Raw genomic sequence first — 23476 nt, forward strand, 5'->3', positions numbered from 1 at the left:
ATTCGTGTGTATTTTCGCCCGCAATGGCCGTCGTTACGAGATTTATGCTTATTTTTGTGCGTTCAAAATATCAACCTAATTTAAACAGCTAAGTAACAGACAATGAGAAAATGGCGTATTGAAGATTCGGAGGAGCTGTACAACATCACCGGTTGGGGCACTTCCTACTTTGGTATCAACGAGAAAGGGCACGTAGTGGTAACCCCCCGCAAGGACGGCGTGGAAGTCGACCTAAAGGAACTGGTGGACGAACTCCAGCTGCGCGACGTCACCGCTCCCATGCTGGTGCGCTTTCCCGACATTCTGGACAACCGCATCGAGAAGGTGTCCTGCTGCTTCCACAAGGCGGCCGACGAGTATGGCTACAAGGGAGAGAACTTCATTATCTATCCCATCAAGGTGAACCAAATGCGTCCCGTCGTGGAGGAGATGATCAACCACGGCAAGAAGTTCAACCTCGGTCTGGAGGCGGGTTCCAAGCCCGAGCTGCATGCCGTCATTGCCGTCAATACCGACCCCGACTCGCTCGTGGTGTGCAACGGCTACAAGGACGAGAGCTTTATCGAACTGGCCCTGCTGGCCCAGAAGATGGGCAAACGCATCTTCCTCGTTGTCGAGAAGCTGAACGAACTGAATCTCATCGCCAAGATGGCCAAGCAGCTCAAGGTGCGCCCCAACATCGGTATCCGCATCAAGCTGGCCTCCAGCGGCAGCGGCAAGTGGGAAGAGAGCGGCGGCGACGCCAGCAAGTTCGGCCTGACGTCCAGCGAACTGCTCGAGGCCCTCGACTTCCTCGAGAAAAAAGACATGAAAGACTGCCTGAAGCTGATCCACTTCCACATCGGCAGCCAGATTACCAAGATACGCCGCATCAAGAACGCCCTGCGCGAAGCGTCGCAGTTCTACGTACAGCTCCACAAGATGGGCTTCAACATCGAGTTCGTCGACACGGGCGGCGGCATGGGCGTGGACTACGACGGTACCCGCTCCAGCAACAGCGAAAGCTCTGTGAACTACTCCATACAGGAATACGTCAACGACGTCGTGTCGACCTTCGTCGACGCGGCCGACAAGCACGGTTTCCAGCATCCCAACATCATCACCGAGACGGGCCGCAGCCTGACTGCTCATCACTCCGTCCTCATCTTCGAGGTGCTGGAGACGGCCTCCCTGCCTCAGATGGACGACGACTGGGAGCCGGGCGAGGATGCCCACGAGCTGGTGAAGGAACTCTACGACATCTGGGACAACCTGAACCAGCGCAGCATGCTCGAACCCTGGCACGACGCGCAGCAGATACGCGAGGAAGCGCTCGACCTCTTCAGCCACGGTATTGTCGACCTCAATACGCGTGCCCAGATCGAGAAACTCTACTGGAGCATCTGCCGCGAAATCAACTCCATCGCCAGCGGGCTGAAGCACTGTCCCGAGGAGTTCCGCAAGCTGAACAAGCTGCTGGCCGACAAGTACTTCTGCAACTTCTCGCTCTTCCAGTCGCTGCCCGACTCGTGGGCCATCGACCAGATGTTCCCCATCATGCCCATCCAGCGCCTGGACGAGAAGCCCGACCGCGAGGCCACGATACAGGACATGACGTGCGACTCCGACGGCAAGATAGCCAACTTCGTCACCTCCCGTCCCGATGCCACGACCTTGCCCCTGCATTCCCTGCGCGACAAGGAGCCCTATTACCTGGCTGTCTTTCTGGTAGGCGCGTATCAGGAAATTCTGGGTGACATGCACAACCTCTTCGGCGATACGAATGCCGTCCATGTGTCGGTCAACTCCAAGGGCTATACCATCGACCAGCTCATTGACGGCGAGACGGTGGCCGAGGTGCTCGACTACGTGCAGTACAACCCCAAGAAACTGGTACGCAAACTCGAAACGTGGGTGACCCAGTCTGTCAAGGAAGGCCGCATCTCGCTCGAGGAAGGCAAGGAGTTCCTGGCCAACTACCGTTCGGGCCTGTACGGATATACTTATTTGGAATAACCAACTTTCACCACAGAGGACACAGAGTGACACGGAGGGAGAAGAAAACCCGATGAAACTCTGTGTCCTCTGTGGTGAACTCATATATAAAAGAATATGAAAGAGAAACTCACACTCATCAAAGTAGGCGGCAAGATTGTAGAAGAGGAGGCAACCCTCCAGCGGTTGTTGGACGACTTTGCCGCCATCGAAGGCCGCAAGGTGCTGGTACACGGCGGAGGCCGTTCGGCCACAAAGCTGGCCGAACGGCTGGGCATCGAGAGCCGCATGGTAAACGGACGCCGCATTACCGATGCCGAAACGCTTAAGGTGGTCACCATGGTTTATGGAGGTCTGGTGAACAAGAACATCGTGGCCGGTTTGCAGGCCCGTGGCGTCAATGCCTTGGGACTGACCGGTGCCGACATGGACGTCATCCGCTCCGTGAAGCGTCCGGTAAAGGATATCGACTACGGCTTTGTAGGCGACGTGAAGCAGGTGAATGCCGCTCTGCTGGGCGACCTGATAGCCAAGGGAGTGGTGCCCGTCATGGCTCCTCTGACCCATGATGGCGAAGGCCACATGCTCAACACCAATGCCGATACCATTGCAGGCGAAACGGCCAAAGCGCTGGCCACCCTTTTCGACGTGACCCTGGTCTACTGCTTCGAGAAGAAAGGCGTGCTGCGCGACGAGCACGACGACGACAGCCTCATCCCCGTCCTTACGCCAGCCGAATTCAAGCAACTGGTGGCCGACGGTGTGATACAGGGCGGCATGATTCCCAAATTGGAGAATTCTTTCGAGGCTTTGGAGGCCGGTGTGTCCGAAGTCGTAATTACCTTGGCATCAGCCATCAACGGACAGGGCGGCACCCGCATCCGAAAATAAATCGAAAAAAAGTGCATACCCGCTGTAACTTTTCTATTACTGAACCGTCAATTCATTAGAAGAAGATGCAAAAAATCGACTTTCGTACCGATATTCTTCCGCTGAAGGACAAACTCTTTCGGCTGGCTCTACGGATTACGTTCGACAGGGCAGAGGCGGAAGACATCGTACAGGAGACGATGATACGCGTCTGGAACAAGCGCGACGAGTGGGACGGGCTGGAATCGGTAGAAGCCTACTGCCTGACAGTAGCCCGCAATCTGGCGATAGACCGCAGCGAGAAGAAAGACTCGCAGACGGTGGAGCTGACCCCCGAAGCCGAACAGACGCCCGATGCATCGAGCCCTTACGACCAGCTGGTGAACAAGGAACGCTTGAAACTGGTTCATCGATTGGTCGGCGAGCTCCCCGAGAAGCAGCGCCTGATTATGCAGCTTCGCGACGTGGAGGGCAAAAGCTACAAGGAGATAGCGGAAGCCCTTCGGTTGACGGAAGAGCAGGTCAAGGTAAACTTGTTCAGGGCGCGGCAGAAGGTCAAACAAAAATTTATGAACATAGATGGTTATGGACTCTAAATACATAGAACAATTGTTGGAACGCTATTGGCAGTGCGAAACCTCGCTGGAGGAGGAGGCACAGCTCCGTGCGTTTTTCAACGGTAAGGATGTGCCTGCACACCTGCTCCGCTACAAGGATTTGTTCGTATGCCAGCAGTTCCTGCAGCAGGAAGGGCTGGGTGAGGACTTCGACCGCAAAGTTTTGGCTCAGGTGGAAGTTCCCGTATTCAAAGCCCGCCGCATGACGTTGCTTTCACGCTTCATGCCTTTGGCAAAGGCGGCTGCCGTAGTGGCCCTGATGTTTTCGTTGGGCAGTGTCATGCAGCGTTCTATCTTTGATAACGAGGGCGATGTGACCGTTCCCGATGCGATAGACAAGCAGGTATCTGCACCGTCTGTGGCTTTGTCGGGTTCGACTTCCGAAGAACATGAGAAACAGATGATAGACAGTCTGAACCATGTGGAGAAAAAGATGGAGGTCGAGAAAAGATGAATTTTCATTGTTTTTAAATATACATTTTCATTTGCTTTAAAAAATAGTTAGTGTGCTTTATTAAAACAGTTGAGGCTGTGAAGTTTCAATTCTCTCAAAAATCTTATAAAAACTAACTAAAATAAATGGGATGCCGCGTGATGCAGCGTCCCTTTATTGTTTCTGTAGGTTTTGTCCATAAAAAAAGGAAGGCCCGTAGATAGACCTTCCTTTGTCAGAGAGTTTTGTCTGCCCGCAGGCAGATGTCAGAGAGAATTTGATTTGTCGAGTTTAGTTGTTATTAGAGTTTGTATAGTTTCTTCTTTTCGGGGTAATCCAGTTGCGGGTCGCCTTTGTAGCCGATGCTGCCACTGCCGCTGACGCGGGCCTTGAGGAAATCTACAGCATAGCATTTTATTTCGCCCGAACCGGCTACACTGGCCGAGATGCGCTGTACCTTGAAATCGCTGGTGAGGAGGTCGCCCGAACCGGCTACACTATAGTCTGCGTTGTCGGCGTTTCCGCTGATCTTTACTGTGCCCGATCCGGCTACACTGGCATTGACTGAAGTAGCCTGGGCATTTTCAATCTTCAAGTCACCCGATCCTGCCACAGAGATTTTCAGGTCGGTAGCCACAAGCTGGTTGCAGGTGATGTCGCCCGATCCGGCTACGCTGGCCGAGAAACCTTGTGAGCACTGGAGATTGTTGGCCGTGATGTCACCCGATCCGGCTACGTTCAGTTTCAGACGGTCGGTTTTCAGTCCGTTGGTGAAGTCGAAGTCGCCCGATCCGGCTACGTTCACCGTATTCAGGTCTTCCGACGTCACACGGATTTCCAGCTTGTTATAGGATACTTTTACGTTTTTCTTGAAACCCAGATTCAGCTTGCCGTCCTTGACGTTGATGTCAAGCAGGTCGACGACGTTGTCCGATGTATAGATTTTCACTGTCGGTTTGCCGGCTTTTTGTGTGTAGGTGACGTCGAGGCTGCCGCCGACCGATATCTGGTTGAAGTCTTTCACCTTGATTTGTTTGGTCACGTAGTTATTGCTTGCCTTGACTTCTGTGCCGCCCAGCCAGGAGCTGCCCGAGCTGAACTGATGGGTGTACGATTGGGCGCAGGCATTCAACGAGAGTGCCAGCAGGAAGATGGAAGTGTAAGTCATTAACTTTTTCATATCTGTCAGTCTTTAATGTTATGTTCTTGTTTTATCAATTAGACGGATGTCGGAGGCCGAACGTTGCAAGGGCAGGCGTCTTTTTTCTTTTTAATTTTTCGTTGAAGATAAAGCAAGAAGCGTACCAAAAATGTAACCGATTGATAATTAGGATAAATTAGATTTGCCTATTGTCCGTTATCGGACAGTGTGTCCGCTTTTGTGGACAAGATGCTTGCGGTTTTGCATGAAAGTTTGTTCTTTTGCAAAGGTGTTTTTAAGGAAAGACAGACAATGGAAGATAAAGAACGGTGTATGATCGGGCAGGCGGTTGCCGATGACGAGTTGGGTACGATTGGCGTGCGGATCAATGCTCGTGCCCGTCGGCTGACGTTTCGCGCCGTTGCGGGAGGCTTCATGGTGACTGTTCCGACGGGAGCGACATGGGGAGATGTCAGGAGGGGGTTGGAAACCCTGCGTCCCCGTCTGCGTGAAGCGCAGGCAAAGAAACGGGCGAAGCTGATAGACTTGGATTATCGGATTGAAGCGGAGCATTTCAAGTTGAGCCTGGTGGAGCAGGATACCCGTCGGTTTCAGGCACGTTCGGAGTTTGGAGCGACGCAGATTGTCTGTCCGCGGGGGACTGACTTTTCTGATCCGCAGCTCCAGGCCTGGTTGAAGAAGGTAATAGGCGAAGCTTTGCGGAGGAATGCCAAGCTGGTGCTGCCGCCCCGTCTGTATGCCTTGTCGAAGCGGCATGGTCTGCCTTTCCACGATGTCAAAATCAACTCCAGCTCCGGCCGTTGGGGAAGTTGCTCTGCGCGTAAGGACATCAATTTGTCCTACTATCTGTTGCTTCTGCCGCAACATCTTATCGACTATGTGCTGTTGCACGAGCTGACGCATACGCGCGTCATGAATCATGGTGCGGAGTTCTGGGCATTGCTCGACCGTCTGACCGACGGCAGGAGCGAGGCTTTGAAGCAGGAACTGAAAGCCTTTTCCGCTTCCTTGTAGGAAGGGTGGGGTGTTACTCCTGCGGAAGTTGCTTCACTTCGTCGCCTTCTTTCTCGAAGCGGTAGGTACCTCCCTTTTCACTCAGTTCGAAGAGGGAAATCCGTTCGGTCGCATTGTCCACAATCATCAGGGCACTCTCTTCGGCAAAGCGCTTCACTTCAAGGTCGAACGGCGAGCAGTCGATGGTCTTGTTCAGCAACAGACTGTCGTTGAGGAAGATGGAAACGGAATCGCCTTCGAATCCCTTGACCAGCGAGAAGGTATAGTGTTCGGCATAGTAGCGTCCGCCTTCGTGTTCACGCTGGAGGCGCATGCTCATGTAGACGAAGAGGACGACCACGAAGATGACGGCGAAGGCCAGGATGCCGTTGCCTATCATGAATTGCTTGTTGGTGTTCAGACGGTGTGCCATAGCGGTGTTCTTTCATTGATTGTTGCGGCAAATGTACCGATAATCTCCGAACTTTCAGCACGAAATGAACATATTCTTGGATTGGGCGGTTTTTTGCTTGCATCGGACGATTAATCTGTGTAACTTCGGCGTGGTAAAACGATGAGAATTTGTAAATACGATAGAACCATGATGAAAAGATTTTTTTTCCTTGCAGCTTTGATGCTGGTGGGCATGGTTGCCTTCGCGCAACAGGCCCTGTGGGGAAACGCTCCGATTGTTTCTCCCGAAATACATGCTGACCATACGGTGACATTCCGCCTGCGGGCTCCCAAGGCCGTGAAGGTGCAGGTGACGGGCGATTTCCTGCCCTCGCAGAAGGTCGAGACTCCTTTCGGCAAGTTTGACGGGCCAGGTGTGGCCGACCTGCAGGAAGGGAAAGACGGCGTGTGGGAATATACGACGTCCGAATCGTTGGCTCCCGAACTCTACAGCTACTCCTTTCTGGTGGACGGCCTGAAGATGATGGATCCCAGCAATGTCTACATGATTCGCGATGTGGCCAGCGTGACCAATGTATTCATCATCGACGGAGGGCGTGCCGACTTGTACAAGGTGAACGATGTGCCCCATGGAACCGTGGCGCGCGTCTGGTATGACAGCCCTACGTTGGGCATGAAGCGCCGCATGACGGTCTATACTCCAGCCGGTTATGAGACAAGCGGCAAACGTTATCCTGTCTTCTATCTGCTCCATGGCATGGGTGGCGACGAGGAGGCCTGGATAGCCTTAGGCCGTGCTTCGCAGATATTGGACAACCTTATAGCACAAGGCAAGGCTGAGCCGATGATTGTGGTGATGACCAATGGCAACGCCTCGCAGGAAGCGGCTCCGGGCGAAACCCACTACGGCCTGCTGCCTCCTACGATGAACCTGCCTAAGACGATGGAAGGCAGTTTTGAGACAGCTTTCCCCGATGTCGTGAAGTTCATTGACAAGACTTACCGTACCAAGGCCAACAAGAAAAATCGCGCCATCGCAGGCCTTTCGATGGGAGGCTTTCATTCGCTTCACATTTCCAAGCAATACCCCGACATGTTCGATTACATCGGCCTGTTTTCGGCAGCCATCCTGCCCGACAAGAAGGTGCAGTCGCCCATTTATGATGACTTTGACAAGAAACTGCAAATACAGTTCTCCAAGAAGCCAGCCTTGTACTGGATTGGGATAGGCAAGGCAGACTTCCTTTATAAAGCCAATGCTGACTTCCGCAAGCTGTTGGATGAGAAGGGATATAAATACACGTATTACGAAACGGAGGAAGGGCACATCTGGAAAAACTGGCGCATCTACCTGACGGAGTTTGTGCCTTTGCTATTCCGATGAGGCGGGTGGAGAAAAACATTGTTTTCCGCCAAGGAAAACGGTGCTTTTCTCCTCGCAAAGCAATGCTTTCCGACAAGAATTGAAACGAAAAAGAATAGATACCATGAAGAAGAATTGGATGTTGTCGCTGGTATTGGCGGCAAATGTATGGAGCGCAGGGGCCCAGCAAGTGGCTCCTGCCATTCCCCGAGACGAAAAGATAGAGCAGCAGGTGGAAAGCCTGTTGCAGAAGATGACGCTCGACGAAAAGATCGGGCAGATGTGCGAACTCACCATCGACGTCCTGCAGGACCGTAGCGGTGGGCAGGACGCGAAGGACTTCCGCTTGAGCGAGGCCATGCTCGACTCGGTCTTTGGCAAGTACAAGGTGGGCTCCATCCTGAACGTACCCCAGGGTAAGGCACAACCTGTAGAGAAGTGGCAGGAAATCATTCGCCGCATTCAGAAGAAGTCGATGGAGGAGATCGGCATTCCCTGCATCTATGGCGTCGACCAGATACACGGCACCACCTATACGAGGGGCGGTACCCTCTTTCCGCAAGGCATCAATATGGGTGCGGCCTTCAATCGCGAACTGACCCGTCGCGAGGCCGAAATCTCCGCATACGAAACCAAGGCCGGCAGCATTCCCTGGACTTATGCGCCTGTCACCGACCTGGGCCGCGACCCGCGCTGGCCGCGTATGTGGGAGAACTATGGTGAAGATTGTTATGTAAATGCTGAGATGGGACGCGAAGCCGTCCTGGGTTTTCAGGGTAATGATCCCAACCACATCGGCCCCAACCACATTGCTGCCTGCATGAAGCACTACATGGGCTATGGCGTGCCTGTGTCGGGCAAGGACCGCACGCCCTCGTCCATCACCGTGCAGGACATGCGCGAGAAGCATTTCGCCCCCTATCTGGAAATGATAAGGAACGGTGCTCTTTCCATTATGGTCAATTCGGCCATGAACAACGGCCTGCCTTTCCATGCCAACTACGAACTGCTGACCAAGTGGCTGAAGGAAGACCTCAACTGGGACGGCATGATTGTGACCGACTGGGCCGATATCAACAACCTCTATGCCCGCGACCACATTGCCAAAGACAAAAAAGAGGCCATCAAGCTGGCTATCAATGCTGGTATTGACATGTCGATGGACCCCTACAGCTGGGACTTCTGCATCCTGCTGAAGCAGCTGGTACAGGAGGGTGAGGTGCCGATGAGCCGCATTGACGATGCCGTGCGCCGTGTGCTCCGCCTGAAGTACCGTCTCAATCTGTTCGAGAAACCCTATTATGATCTCAAGGACTATCCGCTCTTCGGTAGCGACGCACATGCTGCCGTGGCCCTGCAGGCCGCCGAAGAGTCGCTGGTGTTGCTCAAGAACACAGACAACCTTCTGCCGTTGGCCAAGGGAAAGAAAATCCTGCTGACCGGCCCAAACGCCAATTCCATGCGTTGTCTTAATGGCGGTTGGTCGTACACTTGGCAGGGAAGCAATGCCGAGGATTGTTCAGAACCCTACCATACCATCCTCGAAGCTTTCATCAACAAGTTCGGTGCCGAGAACATCATCTATGAAGCTGGTGTGACCTACAATGAGAAGGGCAACTGGTGGGAAGAGAATACGCCCGAAATCGAAAAGGCCGTGGCTGCCGCCGCCCAAGCCGACTATATCGTGGCCTGCATCGGCGAGAACTCCTATTGCGAGACGCCCGGCAACTTGAACGACCTCACCCTGTCTGCCAACCAACGCCGTCTGGTGCAGGCCCTGGCCAAGACAGGCAAGCCCATCATCCTGATATTGAACGAAGGCCGTCCGCGTATCATTGCCGACATCGAGCCGCTCAGCAAAGCTGTTGTCAACATCATGCTGCCGGGTAACTATGGGGGCGACGCGTTGGCTAACCTGCTGGCAGGCGACGCCAACTTCAGCGGTAAGATGCCTTATACCTATCCCAAGTATCCCCATTCGCTGGTGACCTACGACTACAAGCCGTGCGAACACATCGGCAAGCCGATGGAGGGCGCTTACAATTACGATGCGGCGGTCAACGTGCAATGGGCCTTCGGTTACGGACTCAGCTACACCACCTTTGCCTATAGCAACCTGCGGGTGGACAAGGCACACTTTACGGCCGACGATGTGCTCACCTTCACCGTCGATGTGAAGAATACGGGCCGTCGTGCGGGCAAGGAGAGCGTGCTGCTCTTCAGTAGCGACTTGGTAGCTTCGTTGACCCCCGACAACCGCCGCCTCCGCAATTTCGAGAAAGTCGAGCTCCAGCCGGGTGAAACCCGCACCGTCACGCTGAAGCTGAAGGCTTCCGACCTGGCCTTTGTAGGTTATGATGGCAAGTGGGTGCTCGAAGCGGGCGACTTTCGCATGCAGGCAGGTAATCAGGTGCTGGACATCACTTGCATGAAGACAAAGAAATGGGAGATGCCTAACAAATAAGTGTGATGTAATTGATTTAAAAGTCTGTTTTCGATTTGTTGTAAAAAATATGAAAAGAGGTAGGGGTGTGAGTAAGTATATCTATTCATTTACGTTTTTTTTTATGTATATGGATGACGTATGCACAAGTTTTGACGTTGCCTGCTTCGGAGGCTGTGTCGCCCGGCATGTGGCTATGCTATCGCATGAATGTGCCCTTGAATGACGAACCGTCGGAGGTGGAACTGCGTATTGCGGCAGACAGCAAGTATTGGCTTTGGGTGAACGGAGAATTGCAGGTGAGGGAAGGCGGATTGAAACGCGGCCCTAATCCGAAGGATACATATTGTGATGTACTTCAGGGGGCGCATGGTTTGCGTAAAGGGAACAATCTGGTGGCCGTATTGGTGTGGTATTTCGGTAAGGACGGTTTCAGCCATCGCAATTCGCTGACACCTGGACTGGCTTTCCGCCTGTCGGTGAACGGCGAGGCGTTGGATACGGACAGTGCTTGGAAGGTGCGTAGGCATCCTGCGTATTACCTGCCCGAGGGAGAAGAACCCAACTATCGTTTGCCTGAGTCGAACATCGGTTTTGATGCGCGAAAGGATATCCCTTTCCAGCAGGCTGATTATGATGACAGCGGTTGGGGCAGGGCGCGGCTGGTTTCGTTGGAAGAGGCTGGATGGAATGGTTTGGCGGTTCGGCCCATCCCTCAGTGGAAGGACTACGGCCTGAAAACGTATGCAAGAACGGAGCGGCAGGGAAATCGGATTTTGGCTTATTTGCCTTACAATGCGCAGGTGACTCCCTATATCAAACTGAAAGCGGCGGCCGGCCATAGGATTGACATCCGTACGGATGACTATCAGGGCGGTTCGGCCACCAATGTATTTGCAGAGTATACGACTTGCGAGGGTGTTCAGGAGTTTGAATGCCGCGGGTGGATGAACGGCCATTACGTTATTTATACCATACCCGAAGGTTGTGAGGTGCTGGAGTTGAAATACCGCGAGACGGGCTATGATACGGATTTCGCAGGCAGCTTCTGGTGTGACGACCCTTTCCTGACCCGCCTGTGGACGAAGTCGCAACGCACACTCTACATCACGATGCGCGACACCTACATGGATTGCCCCGACAGGGAGCGAGCCCAGTGGTGGGGCGACGTGGTGAACGAGCTGGGTGAAGCCTTTTATGCCTTGGACGAGAAAGCCCATCGGCTGACGCGCAAGGGTATCTGCGAGCTGATGGACTGGCAACGGACAGACAGCACCATCTTTGCTCCTGTACCTGCCGGGAATTACAAGGATGAACTGCCCATGCAGATGCTGGCAAGCGTGGGCTATTATGGCTTCTGGACGTACTATATGGGGACGGGCGACAAAGAACTGATTGAATACGTGTTCCCCAAAGTAAAGAAATATATCCACGTCTGGAAAATCGCTTCCGACGGACTTGTCATCCCCCGACAAGGTGGATGGACCTGGGGTGATTGGGGTGACAACAAGGATATGGAGCTTCTATTCAGCTTGTGGTATTCCATTGCATTGGAGGGCTATGCTCACATGGCCCGTTTGGTGGGTGAGGTGGAAGAAGCCTCTTGGGCGGACAAGGTGAATCTTCGCTTGCATCAGGTTTTTCATCAGAAATATTGGACTGGGTCTTATTATAAGTCGCCCGATTATAAAGGCTTGCCCGATGATCGTGCACAGGCCTTGGCCATTGTGGCAGGAGTGTTGCCGAAGGAACTATACCCCGTTATCCGGCCTTTCTTCAAAGAACAATATCACGCCAGCCCCTATATGGAGAAATACGTCTTGCAGGCCCTTTGTGAGATGGGCTACTATCAGGATGCCATGGATCGGATGAGGCTGCGCTATGGGGCAATGGTGGACAGCCCGTTGACCACATTGTGGGAAGGTTGGGGGATAGGCAATGAAGGTTTTGGCGGAGGGAGCTACAATCATGCTTGGAGCGGAGGCCCTTTGACCATATTGAGCAGCTATATAGCAGGTATCCAGGTGGTGGAGCCAGGCTTCAAGGCCTTTTCTGTTTGTCCTAACTTGGGAAATCTGAATCAGGTAAAGGTGACTGTGCCGCTTTCCGGCGGTCGTTCCATTCGAACCGATTTGAAGAAAACTCCGGTCGGCTGCACATTGGAGTTGGTTGTGCCTGAGGAGACAACTGCCATTTTGGAACTGCCCGAGGGCTATACGAGGATAAAGGTAAACGGGAAATTGAAAAAACAAGGGGCGCGTCTGAAGAAAGGGAGGTGGCAGATTTGCTTTATTAGATAGTCATGCAACATTGTTGTTAATAGTATAAGCAAACATTACGTACATTCAAAAAAAAATGTATTTTTGTGAGGCCGTTTTGGGTTGCGGCATTAACAAGACTTTAAATATCATGAAACACATAAACCTTTTTGTTATCTTTATTGGGATATTCATATTGAATAGTTACGCATATTCGTCCCAGGATTTTTATTTTTCTAACCTGAATTTGAGGGATGGATTATCGCAGATTTCAGTGCTGGATATACTCCAAGATTCCAAAGGATATATGTGGTTTGCCACACGTAATGGACTGAATCGTTATGATGGGAAGAACTTTGTCATCTATAAAAATGATCCGACAGACTCATTGAGCCTAAGCAATAATCATATTTATTGTTTGGCCGAAGATTCTCATCAGAATTTGTGGATTGGTACATTCCATGGGTTGAATGTATTAAATATGAAGACGAACCAGTTAAAACGTGTTGTTGATAGCCCGTATCGGTCGGTTAAAGAAATGGCGATTAATAGTCTGCTGGTCGATTCCCGTAATCGCTTGTGGATTGGAACAGGTCAGGGGTTGTATATTTGTGATTTGGGAACAGGTAGTTATAACCTTTCCCAGCAGGTAAAGGCTCTTCAGAACAATAATGTCACTTCAATATGTGAAACTCATGATGGACAATTTTGGATAGGTACTTCAGAGGGTGGAGTTTGGATATATGATATGCAGTTGCAGGAGCGTTTGCATCTGACAGACTCTTCATCTGGCATCTGTCTCCCCGGGAATTCTGTGTCGACTATTTATGAAGATTCAAAAGGCATGGTTTGGATAGGGAGCAAGTATACAGGGCTTTGTCGGATAGACTTGAAACAGGGCACCCTACATGCATTTACGCAATCAGATAATTTGTTAAGCAGTAATGTCCGGAAAATAATAGAATATCAGAATCTGTTGCTGGTGGGGACTTTTGACGGATTATATGCATTGGATATGACTACAGAACATTTTGTAAGGCATCCGAATGTATCCTTAAAGCGCGGACATTTGAATCATTTTTCGATTTATGCATTGTATGTGGATAAAAGCCAGACGTTATGGGTCGGCACCTATTCTGGTGGAGTAAACTATTCCAGTACGTTGAATAATCGTTTTGTTTTCCACGATCCGGCAGAGGCATTGAACGTCTATTTGAGTGTATATGGGATTATGACGTATGGAGGGAATGGTGATTTGTATATTGCAACTGAAGGGGGGGGCATGCTTTTGTTTAATTATACAGGAGATGACTCGAAATATAGTTATTACCCGATAGAGGGATTTTCTGCGCAGAAGTACAATCAAAACATGGTGAAATGTTTGTATTTAGAAGGAGATACTATCTGGTGCGGAACAGCGAAAGGTGCTGTTTATAAATTTGATATTCAGCGAAAAACTTATAGGCTTGTCTACCGATTGCCTCAAGAAACCGCTGCAGTTTATTCTATGTTACGTGACGGGAGAGGATGTATGTGGATTGCAAATGCGGCTGAAAGGGGATTGGTATGTCGCTGGCCTGATGGCAGGATGCAGAATACCTTTAAAACGGCGGATGGAACAAATCTTCCAATCTTTAGTGCCCGTTGTCTGTTTGAATTGACACCGGGCGTAATGCTGTTTGGCTCCAGGAATCATGGCTTGTTCAGATATAATTTGGTGACAGGGGATTACCAGCATTACTATGCCGGTGGAAAAGGAAGTTTCCGTTTATTGGACAACTATGTTACTTCTATCGTGAAAGACAAACGTGGAAGAATCTGGATAAGTATGTTTGGAGGAGGCATTGCTTTGTATGAGGATGGCAAAGGCATCGTTAAATCGTATACAACAAAGCAAGGATTAATGGATAATGAGGTTGCTGCTATGGTGGAAGACGGGAATGGGAATTTATGGTTGTCTACGACAAGCGGCATTTCTCGGTTTGATCCGCATTCGGAATCGTTTGTGAACTATTATTTAAATAATGGCATTGGCATTGAAGAATTTACACCTCATAGCGGCATTGTATTACCGAACGGAGAGATCGTTTTTGGGGGGAACAATGGTTTCATTACGTTTAACCCGGCAGAAATTCATCGCAATCCTTATGTCCCATCGTTGGTTTTGAATAGTTTGACTGTCAATAATCGGGTCATCTATCCGCAGGATGAAACCCAAATATTGGATGCAGTCTTGGATGATACGGAAAAGATAGACTTGAAATATAATCAGAATAACTTGTCTGTCAGTTACAGTGCATTGAATTATGTGTTTCCCAATCAGAATCAGTATGCGACTTTTCTGCATGGTTATGATAAGGAATGGCATTATATAGGTAACCGTACAGAGGCATATTATACCAATCTTTCTCCAGGCACTTACGTGTTTGAAGTAAAAGCGTCCAATAATGACGGTATTTGGCAGGAGAAAACAAGGAAGGTCGTGATTGAAATTCATCCTCCTTTGTGGCGAACTTGGTACGCTTATCTGTTTTATGCCGTGCTTGTTTTGACGGTTTTGTTCCTTATCATGTATTATGTCACCAAGAAGCAAAAGCTGGAGAGGGAACTTTATTATCAACAGCAATTACAAAAACGACAGGATGAATTTCATGAGAATAAGATACGTATGTTTACCAATTTTTCGCATGAATTGCGGACGCCCTTGACGTTGGTTATATCTCCTTTACAGGAACTGGTGGCAATGTCTGGGCTGACGAATGTCGTTCGGAACAAGTTGGATTTGATTTACAGTAATGCACAACGCTTGTTATTGTTGGTCAATCAATTGTTGGATTTGAGAAAGAGTCAGGAAGGAAAGTTGGACTTACATATATCCAAAAGTAACCTGACGTCTTTTTTACAAGAAATTCATCTGGCTTTTTCTCATTTGGCTATGCGGAAGTCCATTCATTTTGAGTTTGATGCAGAGAATGTGCCTTTCTATGCTTGGTTTGACAAGTCTTTGATTGAGAAAGTAGTTTTCAATCTGCTGTCCAACGCCATTAAATTTACGCCAGATAATGGCAGGATAGTATTGTACTTAAGAAGATGTCAATATCAGGAGATTCCAGAAAGTATTCGAAATGTATTGTCCGAAGAAATGCCTCCAGAGATGGAGTTTGCAATTATTCGTGTCTCAGATAGCGGTTGTGGCATATCTCAGGATGAATTGAAACATATTTTTACGCCATTCTATCAAGTTGAAGGACATTTGCCTACAGATGTAGGAACAGGTTTGGGACTTAGTTTGGTCTATACGATAGTCAAATTGCATCATGGATGTATTAATGTAGATTCTGAACGAATGAAAGGGAGTACATTCACCGTTTATATACCGGTTTTATCTTCCGCTTATTCTGAAGGGGATATTGAACGGGGAAGCTCTGTGGCAGAAGAAGTGATCGTTTCGGAGACAAAGCCGGAAAAAGTAGTTGCAGAAAGGAAATGGACAATCTTGCTTGCAGAAGATAATGCGGATGTACGTCAATATGTGAAGGAATATTTGGAAAACTATTTCTATATAGTGGAGGCAGATAATGGCATGGATGCGCTGGAACTGACTTTGCAAAAATATCCGAATCTGGTATTGAGCGATATTATGATGCCTAAAATGGATGGGTTGGAATTGTGCCGGCGTATCAAAGAAGATATTCAGTTGGAACATATCCCAGTAGTTTTAATGACTGCCAAGTCGATGGTAGAACACATTAAAGAGGGGTTTTCGGTTGGTGCGGACGACTATATTGTGAAGCCGTTCAACATTGAAATTCTGGTAAGCAGGTTACAAAATATCCTTTTGTCGCGAGAGAAGTTGAAGAAATTGTATGGTAAGAAATTCTCGCCTGATGCAATGGGCATTGAAATAGTGTCGGGTGATGACCGTTTTACCCAAAAGTTGTTTGGTGTCATTGAGAAAAATATCTCCAACCCTGATTTGAACATTGATCTGTTGAGCTCGGAATTGGGGTTAAGCAGATCGAACCTGTATCGGAAGTTGAAAGCTGTTACAGAATTGTCGCCGACGGAATTGATACGGAATAAAAGACTGGAAATAGCGGCAAAACTTTTGCTGGAAACATCGTATACGATTTCAGAAGTAGCCGTGTATGCGGGTTTTAACAGCCATGCCTATTTCACCAGTTGCTTCAAGAATTTTTATGGATACTCTCCGACTGAGTGGGTACAGATGAAGAAGGAACAAGTATGATGGAGACTGGCTGAGCTTGTAGGTAATTGGACGGTTGTTTATAAGCAGTTTGTGCTTTACTTACAAATGGTTCGTTAAGCACTACTTGGTTTTGGGACAATATTAAAAAGTAGCTGGATATAATTGATAGAATCTTTGGTGGAATACTTCTATTTTTGTGACATCAAAATAAATATAAACGTAGATTAATATTCTATCCATGAAAACATTGATTAAAGTCTGTTGTGCGGCTTTTTGTATGTCCGCGAGTATAGTGGCTGCTTATGCGGTCAATGGTGGAGAACCGAATGGAGCTCAGAGAACCGAAGCTGGGAGTGAGAATGTATGGAGTCGAAAGGGCGTTGAAGATATAGGAAAGAAAGTCGCTGATTGGCAAATTCGTGAGTTTCCTAATACGCAGCATGGTTCCAAGGATCAGCGGGGATGGGTGGCTGGTGCCTGGTATATGGGGTTGTGCGACTGGGCAGAGCTTTCGGGCGACTCCACATATTACGATTGGATGATGAAGACATTCTCGGGGCAACGTTGGCAATTGGGCAACCGTATGTATCATGCGGATGATTTCTGTGTAGCTCAGACCTATATAGATTTATACGAGAAGTTTAGGGAAAAGGATATGCTGGAGCCTACATTGGCCCGTACAGAGTGGTTGGTCGGCCATCCTTCCAATGGTAGTGTCGATTTTAGAGTGCCACATCTGCGGCAGGAGCGTTGGACGTGGTGCGATGCCTTGTTCATGGCTCCGGCGGTATATACCCGCCTTTATCGTGTGACAGGAAATCGGAAATATATGCATTTTATGGATGCGGAATACAAGGCCACCTATAATTATCTGTATGATAGGGAAGAGAAGATGTTCTATCGGGATAGCCGTTACTTTGACCAGCGTGAAGCGAATGGTCAGAAAGTCTTTTGGGGACGGGGTAATGGCTGGGTGATTGCGGGTCTTGCCGAAATTCTGAAGACCTTGCCGGATGATGATACCGAGTTCCGACCTTTCTATGAAGCCTTGTTTGTTGAGTTCGCTACCCGTTTGGCCGAACTTCAAGGTGAGGATGGCTACTGGCATGCCAGTCTGCTCGACCCAGACAGTTATCCTTCGCCCGAAACCAGTTCAACAGGATTCATTGTTTACGGCTTGGCGTATGGCATCAATCATGGTTATCTGCCGGCAAAGGATTTTCTGTCCGTTGTCAAAAAGGGTTGGAAAGCTTTGACTGATGCAGTGGATCCGGATGGAAAACTATGTTGGGTGCAGCCTATCGGGGCCGACCCGAAGAAAGTGACACGTGAGATGACAGAACTTTATGGACCGGGTGCTTTTCTGATGGCAGCTTGCGAGATTTACAAACTCTGTGAATAATTGATTTTAGACAGTTGGTGAGTAGTGCGTTTCGAAAAGCATTGCTTTGCCCTGCCTGAACCATTGTTTTCCCCAGCACAAAAGGCTGTTTTGTGTTCGGGAAAAAGGTTTGGGTAGGGCATTTGTCCTTTTCAGGGGGAGCAGGCGTGGGTGAGCTGAATTTAACAGGATTGGAGATATTATTGATAATGATTCTGAAATCAGCTTCTTATTTTTGTGTGTGACAAGTGAAACTTGTAAATGATGTCACGTAAAATTTAATACCAATGAAGAGATTTATTTTATTGTTAGGTGTGCTTGGTGCTTGTGTGTTGGGGCTGAAAGCCGAGCCGAAAGAAATCCCCGTCATCCAAGTAACTTCTGTTTGGAACATGGAGCATCTGGCCAAAGTGAAGAAACAGATTCAGACTCCTTTTTATGCAACTTCCTATCAGGCATTGCTTCAGGAAGCAGACGACTGGTTGAAGCAGGAACCGCTTTCAGTCATGATGAAGAAACAGGTTCCGGCCAGTGGTGACAAGCACGACTATATGAGTATCGCCCGATATTATTGGCCTGATCCCTCGAAGCCTGACGGACTTCCCTACATAAGTAAAGACGGAGAGGTAAATCCTGAAATCTTCGATTACGACCGCTATCCCTTGGGACAGATGGTGGACAGGGTTATTGCATTGACATTGGCCTGGTATTTCAGCGGCGAAGAGCGGTATGCGGTTGAAGCTACGAAACAGGTACGCGTTTGGTTCTTGGACGAAGCTACTCGTATGAATCCGAATCTGGAGTATTCGCAGGTGGTGATGGGGAAGGACAATAACAAGGGACGTAGTTCGGGACTTATTGATACCTACTCCTTTATCGAAATGTTGGAGGCAGTGACTTTGCTGGAAAAGTCACATTCGTTTACAGGGGTGGATAGCAAGGCACTGAAGGCGTGGTTTGAACGTTTGACTGAATGGATGCTGACAAGTCCGCAAGGCAAGAAGGAGGCTACCAGTGTGAATAATCATAGCGTGTCCTACGATACGCAGATCATTGCTTTCGCTCTCTATTCGGGTAACCGAGGGCTGGCTGAAAAGACAATCAAGGCTTTCCCTGAAAGACGCTTGTTCCGCCAGGTAGAGCCGGACGGCAGCCAGCCGCAGGAACTGCGCAGAACGCTTGCTTTCCACTACTCCAGAGAAAATCTGACCCATGTCATCAATATCATGCTCCTGGCGAAACGGGCTGGTCTGTCTATCGATCGGATGGAGTCGGAGGACGGGAGGAGTTTCTACAAGGCTGTTGATTTCCTGACTCCGTATGTAGAAAAGGGAGAGAAAGCATGGCCTTATCAGCAAATCAGTGGTTGGGATGGAGAAATACAGAGTTTCTGCAAGGACTTGTATCGCATTGCGACTTGCTTGGATCCTGATAGAAAAGACGATTATTTACGTCTTTTCTGGTCCTATAGCGTTCGTCAGTCCGATGATCGTTTTAATCTGCTTTATTTGGATGCCAAACAGTAATGGTGTGGTTTTATGTTAAAAAATATATTGCATATGAGTGGATGGATTGAACGTTGTTGCTTTCTCCTTTTTTGTCTTTGTTGCGTAAGTATGGATTTGTGTGCCAAGATTCCTGTGGCCAAAGACAAAAAAATTAGATTGATTGAAGATTGGCAATTCCTGAAGGGTGATGTGGGCAACGTTTGGGAACTGGTGCGCCCTGTACGGAAGGGACAGCCCGAATGTCAGCCGATATGGACGCCGGTTACTCTTCCGCATTGCTTCAATGCGGAAGATGGAGTAGATCCTGATGTGAATTATTATCAGGGGCCGGGTTGGTACAAGACGCAGCTTGATGTGAACAATCCTTATGTCGGCGGACGTGTGTTGCTGGAGTTTGAAGGAGCCGGGCAGAAGACCGAAGTATATGTATATATGGAGAAGGTAGCCTCTCATGTAGGAGGTTACGACAGCTGGAATGTAGACATTACGGAAGCGGTTAATCGTTTTCTGGGAACTAAAGATGCGGAACGTTTCAAGGGAAAAGTGCCGTTGAGTATCCGTTGTGACAATTCACGCGATGCGGAAATGATTCCTTCCGACTTGTCAGACTTTAACCTTTATGGAGGACTTTACCGTTATGTCAATTTGGTATATACGCCTGCTGTTTCGGTCAGTTCGTTGCAGATTACTCCCGAAGTGCCTGCCTCCAAGCGTGGAGCGGTGAACATTACAGGACATTTTTATAATCCCACGGATGTGAAAACGGCTTTTGTCTCTATCGAAATCGAGAATCCGCAAGGTGAAGTCGTGGCTTCTCGTCAGATAGATTCGATGGTGCCGTTGGGCGATTTTCATGTGGAAGATATTGAGATTCAGAAACCCGTCTGGTGGCATGTAGATGCTCCGAATCTGTACACCTGTCGGGTATCTGTTACGGCCGATGGACAGACATGGGAGTCTACGGAGCGTTTCGGCTTCCGTACGTATGAGTTTCAGGAGAAAGGCCCGTTCTTTTTGAACGGTGAGAGACTTTTGTTGAGGGGAACCCACCGCCACGAAGACCATGCCGGCGTGGGAGCAGCGATGACCGAAGAGCAGATGGTGGAGGAGATGAAGATGATGAAGCAGATGGGTGTCAACTTTATCCGTTTGGGGCATTATCAGCAATCGGAAATCATTTTGAATCTTTGTGACGAACTGGGTATCCTGGTGTGGGAGGAAATCCCTTGGTGTCGAGGAGGTTTGGGAGGTGAGGCATATCAGGCGCAGGCCAAGCGGATGCTCACTCATATGATAGAGCAACACTACAATCATCCTTCTGTCATCATCTGGGGGCTGGGCAACGAGAATGATTGGCCCAATGATTTCCCTGAATTCGACAAGGCCAAGATTCGTGCATTCATGAGCGGATTGCATACTTTAGCCCATCGTTTGGATGCCAGTCGCCTGACGGCTATCCGCCGTTGTGCCTTCTGTAGCGACATTGTGGATGTTTATTCACCTTCCATCTGGCGAGGATGGTATGGCGGTGTGTTTACCGATTACAAGGAAACCTCGCGAAAAGAAATGGAGAAGGTGAAGCGTTTCCTGCATGTGGAGTGGGGCGGAGACAGCCATGCCGGTCGCCACAACGAGGTTATTGATGGCGGTTGGGATACGGAAAGCTATCTGAAAGCTTGGACAAAGAAGAAGAACGAGTGGAGCGAATCCTATATTGTACGCCTGATAGACTGGCATCTGAAGGAACAGGAAACTATGCCGTGGCTGACGGGTACGGCCTACTGGCCCTTCAAGGATTTTTCCACACCTGTCCGTCCTGAGAATCCTGTCCCTTATGTCAATCAGAAGGGAGTGGTGGAGCGCGATTTCACGAAGAAGGAAGCATATTACGTCTTCCAGTCTTATTGGGCCAGCAAGCCAATGGTTCATATTTATGGACACACGTGGCCCATCCGTTGGGGAGAGCCTGACCAGGAGCAGGAGGTGCTGGTTTATTCCAATTATGGAGAGGTCGAATTGTTTTTGAATGGAGTGAGCCAGGGTATCAGAAAAAGAAATTCACAGGACTTCCCTGCCGCCGGCCTCCATTGGCACATGAAATTTCAGAAAGGGAAGAATGTGCTGAAAGCCGTTTCGCACGGAAAGGTTGTGGTGGAAGATGAGGTTTCCTTTGAATATCAGACCGAAAAATGGGAGAAACCCGCTCGCCTTGAGGTAACTTCCTCGATGGTCGCCGACGGAATAGCAGAGGTTGAGGCTTATTTGGTGGACAGGAACGGTGTGAAATGCCTGGATACTGACGATTTTGTTTACTTTGGCCTGACTGGAGACGGAGCTCTGATTCAGAATCAGGGGACTTCTATCGGTTCTCGTAAGGTACAGGCCCAAAATGGCAGGGCTCGAATCCGTGTGCGACTGAATGGCGGTGTTTCCTATGTATCGGTTAAGGCAGAGGGAGTAGCTACTGCTTTTCTACAAATCAAATGATGAATTTACATAAAATGATTTTATAACAATTATTTTAGGAACACTACTGTCCAATAAAAGTTGGCTAATCGGTCTTTGAAATTATTGAAATACAGTCTTTTAAGTAGTATTTCTGAATGAAACGGATTTGAATTTGTAGTTTAGCGGTCAAATTGAAGACCGCTTATGAACCAAGATAAATACGTATTCGCTCAACTTACCGCTTTTCTGAACAGAACACAGTTCAACAACTTCGTTCGCAAGTATGATGGTAATCGCTACGTGAAGCAATTCACTTGCTGGAATCAGTTACTTGCTATGATGTTCGGACAACTGAGCAATCGTGAGAGCCTTCGCGACCTAATTGTAGCTTTTGAAGCGCATCGTTCCAAGCAATATCATCTTGGCTTGGGACGCAATCCAATAGCCAAAGCCACCCTCGCTTATGCTAATCAGAATCGTGACTACAGAATCTTTGAAGACTTCGCATTCTATATGATGAAGGAAGCTTGCGAAAAGCGAGCAACCAATATCTTGGAAATTCCAGGAAATAAGTATGCTTTTGATTCAACAACTATTCCGTTGTGTCTAGCCACATTTCCATGGGCGAAGTTCCGAAGAAAGAAAGGAGGTGTCAAAGCTCATGTCTTATATGACATTGAAGCACAAGTTCCTGCCTTCTATACTGTAACCGCAGCATCGAAACATGACTCTACGGCGATGTACTCAATCCATTATGAACCAAATGCTTATTATATATTCGACAGGGCTTATGATTCTTTTAAGGAATTATATCGGATTCACCTGACAGGTTCCTTTTTCGTTGTCAGAGCTAAGACGAACTTGAAATGTACAACGGTTAAATGGAAGCGCAGGATGCCTAAGTATGTACTGACCGATGCTGAAGTGAAACTGACCGGATATCTCTCAGAGAAGAAATATCCCGAGTTATTCCGACTCATTCGTTACTACGATGAAGAGGATGACCGTGAGTTTACTTTCCTAACGAATGCAACACATGTCTCTGCATTGGATATTGCCAATCTCTATAAGAAAAGGTGGTTGGTCGAGCTCTTTTTCAAATGGCTAAAGCAACACCTTAAAATAAAGAGGTTCTGGGGTACAACAGAAAACGCTGTCCGCATTCAAATCAGTGTGGCGATCATTACTTACTGTCTCGTAGCTATAGTTCAACACGATATGCAATTGAAACGCTCAATTTACGAAGTTTTGCAGATTCTAAGTATCTCTCTAACGGACAAAACCCACTTACGTGACCTGTTCGATAAGACTAATTTCAATGATGTCAAAGAACTCGATTGTCCCCTTTTTGAAGGACTATTTGATTAAATTTTTAACTCGTCCATTTTTATTGGACACTAAT

At 48.7% G+C, this 23476-nt stretch carries 15 protein-coding genes; 13 read left to right on the forward strand and 2 right to left on the reverse strand.

Features of this window, described 5'->3' with window-relative positions; all coding sequences use genetic code 11:
- Nucleotides 1-102: 102 nt before the first annotated feature.
- From speA to BQ7483_RS16170, 4 genes are all read left to right on the forward strand, one after another.
- Nucleotides 103-1995 (forward strand): biosynthetic arginine decarboxylase, encoded by a 1893-nt coding sequence (gene speA, locus BQ7483_RS16155; protein ID WP_022019990.1) that lies wholly within the window; start codon nt 103-105, stop codon nt 1993-1995.
- A gap of 96 nt (nt 1996-2091) precedes the next feature.
- Nucleotides 2092-2865, forward strand: coding sequence for an acetylglutamate kinase (gene argB / locus BQ7483_RS16160; protein ID WP_072546596.1), 774 nt, complete (start codon nt 2092-2094; stop codon nt 2863-2865).
- A 65-nt stretch (nt 2866-2930) separates the two neighbouring features.
- Nucleotides 2931-3440: an RNA polymerase sigma factor gene (locus BQ7483_RS16165; protein WP_022019992.1), complete on the forward strand. Its 510-nt coding sequence runs from the start codon at nt 2931-2933 to the stop codon at nt 3438-3440.
- Entirely contained in the window at nt 3430-3915 is a 486-nt protein-coding gene (locus BQ7483_RS16170) for a hypothetical protein (RefSeq protein ID WP_072546597.1), read from the forward strand. Before BQ7483_RS16165 ends, BQ7483_RS16170 begins: the two co-directional genes overlap by 11 nt.
- 280 nt (nt 3916-4195) lie before the next feature.
- On the opposite strand, the gene BQ7483_RS16175 is transcribed toward BQ7483_RS16170, so the two are convergent.
- Complete coding sequence (locus BQ7483_RS16175) at nt 4196-5074, reverse strand: head GIN domain-containing protein (protein ID WP_072546598.1); 879 nt, start codon at nt 5072-5074, stop codon at nt 4196-4198.
- Between the two features lie 273 nt (nt 5075-5347).
- On the opposite strand from BQ7483_RS16175, the gene BQ7483_RS16180 reads away from it, so the two are divergent.
- A complete protein-coding gene (locus tag BQ7483_RS16180) occupies nt 5348-6070 on the forward strand; it encodes a YgjP family zinc-dependent metalloprotease (RefSeq protein WP_235847385.1) in 723 nt (240 codons plus the stop codon).
- A 13-nt stretch (nt 6071-6083) separates the two neighbouring features.
- Here the strand turns inward: BQ7483_RS16180 and BQ7483_RS16185 are convergent, their stop codons facing one another.
- Nucleotides 6084-6482: a hypothetical protein gene (locus BQ7483_RS16185; protein WP_022019996.1), complete on the reverse strand. Its 399-nt coding sequence runs from the start codon at nt 6480-6482 to the stop codon at nt 6084-6086.
- A gap of 171 nt (nt 6483-6653) precedes the next feature.
- On the opposite strand from BQ7483_RS16185, the gene BQ7483_RS16190 reads away from it, so the two are divergent.
- The 8 genes from BQ7483_RS16190 to BQ7483_RS16225 all read left to right on the forward strand — a co-directional run bounded on the left by BQ7483_RS16190 (nt 6654) and on the right by BQ7483_RS16225 (nt 23442).
- Nucleotides 6654-7847, forward strand: coding sequence for an esterase (locus BQ7483_RS16190; protein WP_072546770.1), 1194 nt, complete (start codon nt 6654-6656; stop codon nt 7845-7847).
- Nucleotides 7848-7950: 103 nt separating this feature from the next.
- Nucleotides 7951-10290, forward strand: coding sequence for a glycoside hydrolase family 3 N-terminal domain-containing protein (locus BQ7483_RS16195; RefSeq protein WP_072546600.1), 2340 nt, complete (start codon nt 7951-7953; stop codon nt 10288-10290).
- Between the two features lie 113 nt (nt 10291-10403).
- Nucleotides 10404-12569 carry an alpha-L-rhamnosidase-related protein gene (locus BQ7483_RS16200; protein ID WP_072546601.1) on the forward strand — a complete coding sequence of 722 codons (2166 nt, stop codon included), beginning with the start codon at nt 10404-10406 and terminating at the stop codon, nt 12567-12569.
- A gap of 109 nt (nt 12570-12678) precedes the next feature.
- The gene (locus tag BQ7483_RS16205) at nt 12679-16776 is read left to right on the forward strand and encodes a hybrid sensor histidine kinase/response regulator transcription factor (protein ID WP_204246017.1); all 4098 of its coding nucleotides are present in this window, start codon (nt 12679-12681) and stop codon (nt 16774-16776) included.
- A gap of 199 nt (nt 16777-16975) precedes the next feature.
- A complete protein-coding gene (locus BQ7483_RS16210; protein ID WP_083535768.1) occupies nt 16976-18139 on the forward strand; it encodes a glycoside hydrolase family 88/105 protein in 1164 nt (387 codons plus the stop codon).
- Nucleotides 18140-18405: 266 nt separating this feature from the next.
- The gene (locus BQ7483_RS16215) at nt 18406-19644 is read left to right on the forward strand and encodes an alginate lyase family protein (RefSeq protein WP_083535769.1); all 1239 of its coding nucleotides are present in this window, start codon (nt 18406-18408) and stop codon (nt 19642-19644) included.
- A 33-nt stretch (nt 19645-19677) separates the two neighbouring features.
- Nucleotides 19678-22113, forward strand: coding sequence for a glycoside hydrolase family 2 protein (locus tag BQ7483_RS16220; RefSeq protein ID WP_407657226.1), 2436 nt, complete (start codon nt 19678-19680; stop codon nt 22111-22113).
- Nucleotides 22114-22278: 165 nt separating this feature from the next.
- Nucleotides 22279-23442 carry an IS4 family transposase gene (locus BQ7483_RS16225; protein WP_072546602.1) on the forward strand — a complete coding sequence of 388 codons (1164 nt, stop codon included), beginning with the start codon at nt 22279-22281 and terminating at the stop codon, nt 23440-23442.
- Nucleotides 23443-23476 lie beyond the last annotated feature (34 nt).

Source organism: Mediterranea massiliensis (assembly GCF_900128475.1).
Classification (GTDB): Bacteria; Bacteroidota; Bacteroidia; order Bacteroidales; family Bacteroidaceae; genus Bacteroides; species Bacteroides massiliensis_E.